General features: G+C 59.9%; 7 protein-coding genes. 3 read left to right on the top strand and 4 right to left on the bottom strand.

What is annotated here, in order from left to right:
* Nucleotides 1-342, top strand: a 342-nt coding sequence (locus JNM42_RS17430) for a hemerythrin domain-containing protein (protein WP_294273193.1), incomplete at its 5' end; no start/stop codon positions are given.
* 115 nt (nucleotides 343-457) lie between these two features.
* A complete protein-coding gene (locus tag JNM42_RS17425; protein WP_294273191.1) occupies nucleotides 458-1,222 on the top strand; it encodes a GNAT family N-acyltransferase in 765 nt (254 codons plus the stop codon).
* A 548-nt stretch (nucleotides 1,223-1,770) separates the two neighbouring features.
* Here JNM42_RS17425 and JNM42_RS17420 read toward each other — a convergent pair.
* The 4 genes from JNM42_RS17420 to bamE form a co-directional block, all read right to left on the bottom strand.
* Nucleotides 1,771-3,600, bottom strand: a complete 1,830-nt coding sequence (locus JNM42_RS17420) for a hypothetical protein (RefSeq protein ID WP_294273188.1) — start codon at nucleotides 3,598-3,600, stop codon at nucleotides 1,771-1,773.
* A gap of 32 nt (nucleotides 3,601-3,632) precedes the next feature.
* Nucleotides 3,633-4,511 carry a hypothetical protein gene (locus tag JNM42_RS17415; RefSeq protein WP_294273186.1) on the bottom strand — a complete coding sequence of 293 codons (879 nt, stop codon included), beginning with the start codon at nucleotides 4,509-4,511 and terminating at the stop codon, nucleotides 3,633-3,635.
* Nucleotides 4,512-4,641: 130 nt separating this feature from the next.
* Nucleotides 4,642-8,391: a methionine synthase gene (gene metH, locus JNM42_RS17410; protein ID WP_294273184.1), complete on the bottom strand. Its 3,750-nt coding sequence runs from the start codon at nucleotides 8,389-8,391 to the stop codon at nucleotides 4,642-4,644.
* Nucleotides 8,392-8,791: 400 nt separating this feature from the next.
* Nucleotides 8,792-9,277: an outer membrane protein assembly factor BamE gene (bamE, locus tag JNM42_RS17405; RefSeq protein ID WP_366504473.1), complete on the bottom strand. Its 486-nt coding sequence runs from the start codon at nucleotides 9,275-9,277 to the stop codon at nucleotides 8,792-8,794.
* Between the two features lie 346 nt (nucleotides 9,278-9,623).
* On the opposite strand from bamE, the gene JNM42_RS17400 reads away from it, so the two are divergent.
* Entirely contained in the window at nucleotides 9,624-10,142 is a 519-nt protein-coding gene (locus JNM42_RS17400) for a hypothetical protein (protein ID WP_294273182.1), read from the top strand.
* Nucleotides 10,143-10,259: the final 117 nt, after the last annotated feature.

Below are 10,259 nucleotides of genomic sequence, written 5' to 3'. Positions count from 1 at the left end.
ATAGTTTCAAATGATGCGGATGTGGAAACAGTCGAAGAATTATTGAATGAACTGGTGCACTACACCAACGTGCATTTCGGCTGTGAAGAAAGACTGTTATTCGATTTTGGTTATCGTGACATCGGGACGCATGGGAAATATCACGATCAACTCAGAAATCAACTTGCCAAGCTGCAAGGCAAAGTGATCGAAAGCAAGGTATCGGTAAATACCGAATTGCTAGGGTTTGTAAAAAAATGGCTACAGCACCATATAGCGATTGAAGACAAACGCGCTTTTATTGATATCCGGATGAAATTGGGTGATGAAACGGAAGGGGTCAAGCTGGAATATCAGCCTTGAAAACAAACTCTGCAAACCGAATCGAACATTGTTAAACCGAAACTTAACCAGACTGCAATCCTGCTGTAATCTTTTATGCCTACTGTCTGTCTCCGGGACAACAAGGAGATGGACCATGACCGCAACGTCAATCGACAGCCTGCACTACGCCAAACCAGTTCGTCATAAACTCTCGGTCGGTTTCGCTCACAGCGAGCGCGAGATTCTCGAAGCGCAGAAGCTGCGTTACCGCATCTTCGCCGGCGAACTCGGCGCCAACCTGCCGACCCGCACACCGGGTGTCGATCAGGACATCTACGACGCGTATTGCGAACACCTGGTGGTGCGTGACGAAAACTCCGGCGCCGTGGTCGGCACCTATCGCATCCTGTCGCCGGATAATGCACGTCAGATCGGCAGCTACTATTCCGAGAATGAATTCGACCTGACTCGCCTGCACCATCTGCGCCCGCGCATGGTCGAAATCGGGCGCTCGTGCGTGCATGCCGACTACCGCACCGGCACCACGATCACCCTGCTGTGGGCCGGTCTTGCCCGATACATGATGGAAAATAGATACGACTATCTGATCGGTTGCGCCAGCATCAGCATGGTCGACGGCGGGCATGCCGCCGCCAGCCTGTTTAACCGGCTTGGCGAGAACATGAGCCCGATCGAATATCGCGTTTTCCCGCGCTGCCCGCTGCCGTTGGCAGCCTTGAAACACGATCTGCCGGCGGAACTTCCGCCACTGATCAAGGGCTATTTGCGCGCTGGCGCCTACGTCTGTGGCGATCCCGCCTGGGATCCTGATTTCAACACCGCCGACCTGCCGATCCTGATGCCGATGTCGCGCCTCGACGGCCGCTATGCCAAACACTTCATGGGGAAAGCGGACTGAAGCGAATGCAGCGAACGGCCAGCCTGCCACCAAGGTCGCGCCTGATTCGAGCGGTGCACAGCGCGCGACTTGGATCGCATTTCCTGGCAGGTGCTTGCGCGATTGCCTCTGGCAACCCGTCGGTTCGCAGAAATTGTTGGGCTCTGGCTCAAACAGCGCTGTTCGCGACAGCTATTTGGCCTTGATGCGTTTCTTGTTTTGTGCCGAGCGCATGAAACGGTTGACGTGATTGACCTTGTAGGAGTGCTGGCACCAGTCACTGAGACTGAGAGGGCGTAGCACCACTGAGCGAGGAGGGGGATAGCCTTGAGCAGGGGATCACTGAGCAGATTGATGTCGGTGGGGTAGTCACATTCGTTTCAAGGACAAAGGAGTCGCAGTGCCCACGCAGCGCTGCGTCATCCATTTTTTTCCAGGACATGCCCGGCTTGAACGACCCGTTGGTTGATCTCTTCCAGGTTATCCGGGGTGAGCTACAGGCCAGATGCGTTGCACGAGCCGACAACGCCAGGGAGTAGCGTGGCGCAAGATCATCATGACGACCATGTTCAGCCGAATCGTTCAATACAATCGCGCAGCATCGCATTCAGGCGTGTGAGTGCAGGCAGATCCGCATTGGCCTTGGCGAGTTGTATCTGGGCCAGGATCAGCGATCGCCATTCCGAACTGTGCATTTCCTTCAATTCGAGCAGCGGGGCGAGCAGCGCACTCGCCTCAGCCACTTTGCCCTCTGCGGCCAGCAGCTTGACCAATCCGGTTCGCGCGAAAAAATAGTCCGGATCGATTTCTGCCGCACGACGGATCAGCGGTGCCCATTGATCTATAGGTTCGCCGCCGGCCTCGCGCAGCACAGCGACAGCCGTCAAAACGCGCGGGTAATCCGGGTAGCGGGGTAACAACTTTTCCATGAGTTGCTGCGCTTTGGCGCTCTGTCCCCGATTGATGAGATCCATCGCCTCGCCATAAATCCTCTGATCTGCCGCGTCGAGCACGGTTTCCTCTTCCATGGCTTCGGCGTGGATGGTGAGTTCGAGCGGACGCGCCTCGGTGCTCTTGCCGCCGACGTGCAGCAAGACCGGCGCGTCTTTTTCCAGCAGTCCCGTTTCGATCAGCCAGCGATGCAGGGCACTACGCACGGCATCCGGGCCACAGGGGAGATTCAGCAGCTCGATCATCGCCAGCCGTGCGGCAGACTGGTCAAATTCTGCGGACTGCGCCTGGAACTGCAAGGCGGCGATGGCCAGGCTGCGTGCCGCCTTGCCGCCATTGAGGGCGACGGCAAGCAGGTAATCCGGATGCGGCATCGGAACCTGCCAGAGGGTAAAAAGCTCGCCGTCTTTGGTGAGTTTCTCCGGGTGGAGCGAGAGGATGTGAGCAATGGGCCACCATTGCGTTAGTTGGCCGATCGTCCAGTCCGGCGTATTGGCGGTCATGCGGAAGAAAGTGCACTGGGTACGCAGGTTGGCGATGTCTTCACTATCATCGCTGATTATGTCGAGCCGCGAGACCGCTACCTCGTGTCGTTCCTGACGCCAGGCAACGAGTGCGCCGCTCATGTGCAGGCGAGCTTCCGCTTGCGCATCGCGCTTGCTGTTTTCTGCGTACCACGGTGCTTTCAGGGTAGCCAGATAAACGGCTTCGGCCTGTTTGAGCCGCCCCAGAAGAATTGCCCCATCAATCTGTTGGCCTGCTGCGTCGATGGTTTTCGGCATGAGGGCAAGCAGGCGATCGGCCAGGGGCAGGGCGGCGTCACGCCCGGCCAGCCAGAGGCGCAGTGTGAGTAGCCGTCCAAGCGCAAAAAGATTCTCCGGCGCCGATTCCACAACTGCAGCGAAGACCGCGTCGGCGCGCACGATTTTCCCCTGGGCAAACAGTGCCTGGCCGAAATTGTTCTGCGCCGACACCTGCGTGATGTGTTCAACCAGTGCACCGGCTTCAGCGGCTTTTCCGCTGGCAAGAAGTACCTGGCACAAGTCGATACGTCGTCCCTCGTCCTCGCTGATGTCTGAAGAAAGCGCAGCGCGCACCGTTGCCAGGTCGACCCCTGGATTTTCTCCGAGAGCCATGAGTTGTTCCAGCGCATGGAGAAACAGATAGGGGAAATGGACACCGCTACTCTCGGCAAGCGCGGTGAAGGCCGGCGTGCTGTTGGGTGAGGCGGCGCACCATTCCCAGGCGCTAAAGACCCTACGCAAGGTGTCGCCGCTTTCCCGGGCGATCTCGTAAGCCAAGCGTCTGAGCGGTTTGAAGTTTGGGAAAGCCGCTTGCAGACGCTTCAGCCGTTCGTCGGCCTCGGCCAGCTTGCCGCGCTCGATACAGCGCTCGATGGCCTCGATCTGGGCCGGTTGCGGACGTTCCTCGGTACGGGATTTTTTCATGATTTTGGTATGTAGAAAGAATAGTCTGTAAATCAGCGGCGCGCCATGTAGCGCGCAAAAATTGCCGGTGCCAGATCACGCAATTGCTGGCGTTTATCGACCACAGCCGGCGTCAGCCCGCGGCGTTCACCGAGCAACAGGTCGATGAGCAAGGCCGCGCTACGTGCCGGACGCGAGTCGTGCGGATGAGCGGTACGCAGCCACGGCAGCAGCTCGGCGTGTTCGATCATCAGCCAGGCGGGAAACCATACGATCTCATCGGTCTCACCATCCGCCTCGGCCTCGGAACAGAATTCGCGATAGTAGCGCAGAACGGTAGCGGGGGCCGCACAATGGACTCCGACGGCGAGCAAAGCGGCGAGCAGGGCCGGGGCGATCCACGCCAGTTCTGCAACCAGTGGCCAGTACTCGTCGGGCTTGTCTTCGCGCAAGGCGATTTCGGTCATCCAGGCCAGCGCTTCGGGGATGCGTCGCCAGGATGGAATCGCCAAAACAGACGCGCGTGCCAGAGCGAGTTCGTTCGCCCGGAGAAAAAGTCCGCCCGCGTAGGCCTGCGCCAGGCTGCGCGTAAATGCCTGGCCGGAAGCCGCGCGCGCCAACTGGCCGTATACTGGTTCAATCCAGTGCTGTGCCGCGTCTGTGCCGATCATCTTTTGTAGGGGTGGCTGCAAGCGGGTCTCGATACACTCGACCCGTTGTGCAATGGCCGACGCTGAGCCCGCCTCCTGGCTTAACGCTGAAAGCTCGGAATAAAGATGCTCGAAGTCAGCGTGATGCAGGTCATTCGGGAATTCGGCAAGCAGGCGGTCCAAGGCAATACGCATGGCCTCGGCGTCGCGGGCGTAGAGTGCCGCGATGACGGCATTGCGCAGTTGAACGTCGGCGCTGTGCAGGAAAAGATCGAGTTGCATGGCCGGTGCTTTTAGCGTGAATGTCGCGCCAGCGGCTCACAAACCTCCCCTCGCGCTCCGAGAGAGGGGCCGAGGGGAACGTGCAGTCCCACGACTTCCATCATGTGGTGAGGCGACAAATCCATCTCAGTCAGAGCAGCGGCGCCAGCCAGCGCTCGGCTTCGGCGACGCTGAAGCCGGCACGTTTCGCCCAGTCCTCCAACTGGTCTCGGCCGATCTTGCTCACGGCAAAATACTGCGCTTGCGGATGCGCCAGGTAGAAGCCGGAAACGGCGGCGGCCGGCGTCATGGCAAAGGATTCGGTGATGCCCATGCCGGCATTGGCCGGGGCGTCGAGCAGCGCGAACAATGCGCCCTTGGCGGTATGATCGGGGCACGCCGGGTAGCCGGGTGCTGGCCGGATGCCGCGATATTCCTCGCGGATCAGCGCATCGCTGGCGAGCGACTCTGCAGCGGCGTAGCCCCAGTAGTCGCGCCGTACCTGCGCGTGCAGCCACTCGGCACAGGCTTCGGCGAAGCGGTCGGCAAGTGCCTTGAGCATGATCGCGCGATAGTCGTCGTGCGTGGCCTCGAATTCGGCAAGTTTCTGCTCGATGCCCAGCCCGGCGCTGACGGCGAAAACGCCGACCCAGTCGGGCGCGCCGCCTTGATCAAATCTGTCGGCGACGAAATCGCTCAGACAGTAATGAGGCTTGCCCGCAGGGCGCTCATGCTGCTGACGCAGGTTGTGCCAGGTCATCAGTTTTTCGCGACGTGATTCGTCGCTGTAGATATCGATGTCGTCGCCAACGGCGTTGGCCGGATAGAGACCGAAAACGGCGTTGGCGGTGATCCACGGGCTGGTGTGCCGCTCGGCAATGATCTGCGCCAGCATGGCCTGGCCATCGGCAAAGACCGAGCGCGCCGCTTCGCCGACCGTCGCATCGTCGAGAATCTTCGGATAACTGCCGGCCAGATCCCAGGTCTGAAAGAACGGGCCCCAGTCGATGTAGTCGACCAGCGTCGCCAGATCGATGTTGCGCAGCACGTGCAAACCGGGCTTGTTCGGTGCGCTCGGCTGGTAGGCCGGATCGCTGTTCCACGCCAGACGATTGCTGCGCGCCTTCTCCAGCGACACCAGCGGGATGCCTTTCTTGCCGGCGTGCTGGGCGCGTACCTTGTCGTAGTCGGCGGCGACTTCGGCCTTGAAGCCGGCGGCGTTATCGATCGACAACAGTTTGGTGACGACGCCGACGGCGCGCGACGCATCCGGGACGTAAACGACCGGGCCGCTGTAATGCGGCGCAATCTTGATCGCGGTATGCGCACGGCTGGTCGTCGCACCGCCGATCAGCAGCGGGATGGCCTGGTCATGGGTTCCGTCGGCAAAGCCAAGACGCTGCATTTCGGCCGCAACGTGGCTCATCTCCTCCAGCGAGGGCGTGATCAGCCCGGACAGGCCGATGGCCTGCGCGCCATGCTCTTTCGCCGCGTGCAGGATCTTGTCGCAGGAGACCATGACACCGAGATCGACGATGTCGTAGCCGTTGCAACCGAGCACCACGCCGACAATGTTTTTCCCGATGTCATGAACGTCGCCCTTCACCGTGGCGATGACGATCTTGCCCTTGCTGGTGGCGCCGGTACGCAGCTTCTCGGCTTCGACATAGGGAATCAGATGCGCCACCGCCTGCTTCATGACACGCGCCGATTTGACCACCTGCGGCAGGAACATCTTGCCGGCGCCGAAGAGGTCGCCGACGACATTCATGCCGCTCATCAGCGGCCCTTCGATGACCGCCAGTGGCGGCTGGCCGGCGGCTTCCAGCGCAGCGCGGCATTCCTCGGTGTCGGCTACGACAAAGTCGGTGATGCCCTTGACCAGCGCATGCGAGAGACGCGCTTCGACCGACAGTTCGCGCCACGAGAGATCGGGCCCCGAGTCTTTCGCCTTGCCTTCCTTGACCGTTTGCGCGAACTCGACCAGCGCTTCGCCGGCTTCGGCGTTGCGGTTGAGTACCACGTCCTCGACCTTGTCGCGCAGCGCCGGATCGAGATCGTCATAGACGCCGAGCATGCCGGCGTTGACGATACCCATCGACAGCCCGGCCCTGACCGCGTGGTAGAGGAAGACGGTGTGGATCGCCTCGCGCACCGGGTCGTTGCCGCGGAAGCTGAAGGAGACGTTGGAGACGCCGCCGGAAATCTGCGCCCAGGGCAGATTGGCGCGAATCCAGCGACACGCCTCAATGAAATCGACGGCGTAGTTATTGTGCTCCTCGATGCCGGTGGCGATGGCGAATATGTTGGGGTCGAAGATGATGTCTTCGGGCGGGAAACCTGCTCCGCCGTGCTCCGGCGTTGCCGTCAGCAAATCGTAGGCGCGTTTGCAGATTTCTGTCTTGCGCTGGTAGGTGTCGGCCTGCCCGGCCTCGTCGAAGGCCATGACCACCACGGCGGCGCCATAACGGCGTGCCAGTCTGGCCTGGTGCAGGAAGGCCGCTTCGCCCTCCTTCATCGAGATCGAATTGACGATGCCTTTGCCCTGGATGCACTTGAGGCCGGCCTCGATGATTTCCCACTTCGAGGAATCGATCATGATCGGCACGCGCGAGATGTCCGGCTCGGTGGCGATCAGCTTGAGGAAGCGATCCATCGCTGCCTTCGAGTCCAACATCGCCTCGTCCATGTTGATGTCGATCAACTGCGCGCCGTTTTCGACCTGCTGGCGGGCGACCGCCAGCGCATCGTCAAGGCGGCCTTCGAGGATCATGCGCGAAAAGGCTTTCGAGCCGGTGACGTTGGTGCGTTCGCCGACATTGACAAAGAGAGATTCGCGACCGACGTCGAAGGGCTCCAGGCCGCTGAGGCGCAGCTTCCTTTCGACTTGCGGAATCTGGCGCGGCTTGATGCCAGCGACACCTTGCGCAATGGCCGCAATGTGCGCCGGCGTCGTGCCGCAGCAGCCGCCGACGATGTTCACAAAACCGTGTTGCGCCCAGTCGACGATTTCCTTCGCCAGTTGCTCGGGGGTTTCGTCGTAACCGGTAGGCGACAGCGGGTTGGGCAAACCGGCGTTCGGATGCGCCGATACGAAGCACTCGCAGATGCGCGAAAGTTCCTCGACATACTGGCGCAGTTCGGCGGCGCCGAGCGCGCAGTTCAGCCCGAAGGACAGCGGCCGGATATGGTTGAGCGAGTTCCAGAAGGCCTCGGCGGTTTGCCCGGAAAGCGTGCGCCCGGAGGCATCGGTAATGGTGCCGGAGATCATCACCGGCCAGCGTCGGCCGACCTGTTCAAAATACTGCTCGATCGAGAACAGTGCCGCCTTGGCATTGAGCGTATCGAAGATCGTTTCGACAAGCAGGATATCGGCGCCGCCGTCGGTCAGGCCACGAATGGCTTCGCTGTAGGTGTCGACCAGTTGATCGAAGCTGGTATTGCGGCAGCCCGGATCGTTGACGTCTGGCGAGATCGACGCCGTGCGCGAGGTCGGGCCGAGCACGCCGGCAACGAAACGCGGTCTGGCCGGGTCCTGTGCAGTGTATTCGTCACAGACTTCACGCGCCAGCTTCGCCCCGGCGGCATTCAACTCATAAACAATGCTTTCGAGTTTGTAATCGGCCTGAGATACCGCTGTCGCGTTGAAGGTATTCGTTTCGATAATGTCGGCGCCGGCGGCCAGATAGTCGGCATGAATGCCGCGAATGATATCGGGCCGGGTCAGCAGCAGCAGATCGTTGTTGCCTTTCAGGTCATGCGCGTGGGTGGTAAAGCGAGTGCCGCGATAGTCGGCCTCCTGCAGCCGGTGGCTCTGGATCATCGTGCCCATCGCCCCGTCGAGAACGAGGATGCGTTTTTCGAGCAGGGATTTCAGTTCGGCTGTACGGTCGGGCTGCATGGTATCTACCTTGTTGGTCGTGCGTAGCCTGTCTGGCCGCTTGTAAAGAAAAAACCCGTCAACGTAAAGCTCGACGGGTTTTCGTGTGTCGTTACCGGCTTCGCTTTAGCGGAATTTCTAACGCGCCCGCAATCTGTAGAGATCAAATCGGCGCAAGCCCTGTGCTGGAGTCGGGCAAGGGCGTAAATTTACGTATCAAGCCCTTGATTGTCAAGCTCTAAAGCCGTCTCCAAAACTGTTTCAAGCCACTTCGACAGGTCGGGAATTCAGATTTTCGGGCTGGAAATAAAATTGATGACGGCATCGACAGCGCTTGATGCCATCAGGCCTGCTGGCCGGCCGGGAGAGCAAGGCTGACCCGGAACCGGCACCGAACGTGAGTTGCAGACCTTCGGATTCGTCAACCCTTGGGGTCAAAACTTGAACTTGTCCGCACCACGCGCCCGTTTTCGTCGAAATGCACGTTGAAAAACCAGACCATGCCCGGTTCGACTTTGCTCTTCCAGTCCCAGACGTGTTCCTTCTTGAGCGGGAAGTAGGACTCGTGCGCAGGTTTGCCGAGCAGGCGGCGTATCTCCTCGCGGCTCATGCCTTCCCTGACCCGGGCAAAATTTTCCTCGCTCAGCACCTGCCGCACTTCGCGCAGCCGCTTGTCGGGGCCGAAGACGATCATGTAGTTGACTATACCTTCCGGCGTGCGCGGATATTCCCAGGTCAGCGTACCGTCGGGATCCGCCCACTCCATGCTCGGCGGCCCCATGATGTCACGCACGTCCTGTAACGTCGAAATTCCCGGTTTCAGTTTCTCAAGATTGATGCCATCGCAGGCCGGAAGGACGATCGCCATCAGGCCGGAAAGCAGGCCGGCGAAGAACTTTTTCAGCATGGCGCCCGCCTGCTTGCCCAAGGGTGCTGCCTATGATCAGTGGCGCGCAAGGGTTCCGGCAGGATAGTCTTGGGCCTTAAAGCGCCGATGAATCCGCCAGATCTATTATTGCGAGCGGAAGCCGTATCCTTGCCTGATGGGCCGTCAACGCCAGCCGCTACCTGCGTACCGAACCCTAAAGCGCTTACAATCGACAGCATGGGCGAGAACTCGTTTGATCCAGGATGCAAGAGTAATTCCTTCAGAAAAAAACCGTTGAGCGACATGAAAAATAATACCATCCTACTTGCCCGCCTGTCGGCAAGCCGATGATCTGGATAACTTCAGGCCAGCGGCAGATGATCGCATGAACAGACCGCACATTCCCGCCTGGCTCCGGCGAGTTCTCGATCGCAGTGCCGGGCATCGCTATTACCCGCTGGTGGTGGCGCTGATTGCCTTCGCCTCGGCCGCCACTTTCGCCTTCCCCTTTGTGATTGTGTTGATTCCTGCAGTGCTCATCGCGCCACGGCGCTGGCTGGTGCTCGGCCTGCTGTGCGGCATGGCCAGCGGTATGGGAGCTATGGTGCTGGTTGAATTATTCCATTACTTGGGCCGGGAGCTGGTCATCTCGCGCTTTCCGGAATTGGTCGAATCGGTAACCTGGCAATTGGCCAGCGAGTGGCTGGAGAGCTACGGCCTGTTTGCTCTGATGATCATCGCCGGCTCTCCCATGCCGCAAACGCCAGCATTATTTCTCTATTCGCTCGTCAACCCCTCGGCAACTGGTGTACTGATCGCCGTCGGCATCGGGAAAATGGTGAAATATGTCTTTCTGGCGTGGGTAACGGCCCACTATCCAGCACGCTTTATTGACTATCGCTGAACAATCGGAACTGGCAGGGCTGCCAGCCGATAATAACCGCCATCCTGAAGACATCACAGGCAGTAGCCAAAAAACGCATCGCACGAGCACGGCACACGGTCTCAGGGTCGCCTATTG

The sequence above is a fragment of the Propionivibrio sp. genome (assembly GCF_016790145.1).
Classification (GTDB): domain Bacteria; phylum Pseudomonadota; class Gammaproteobacteria; order Burkholderiales; family Rhodocyclaceae; genus Propionivibrio.
Note: the sequence above shows the minus strand (reverse complement) of the source record. Positions and strands in the feature narration are given on the sequence as shown.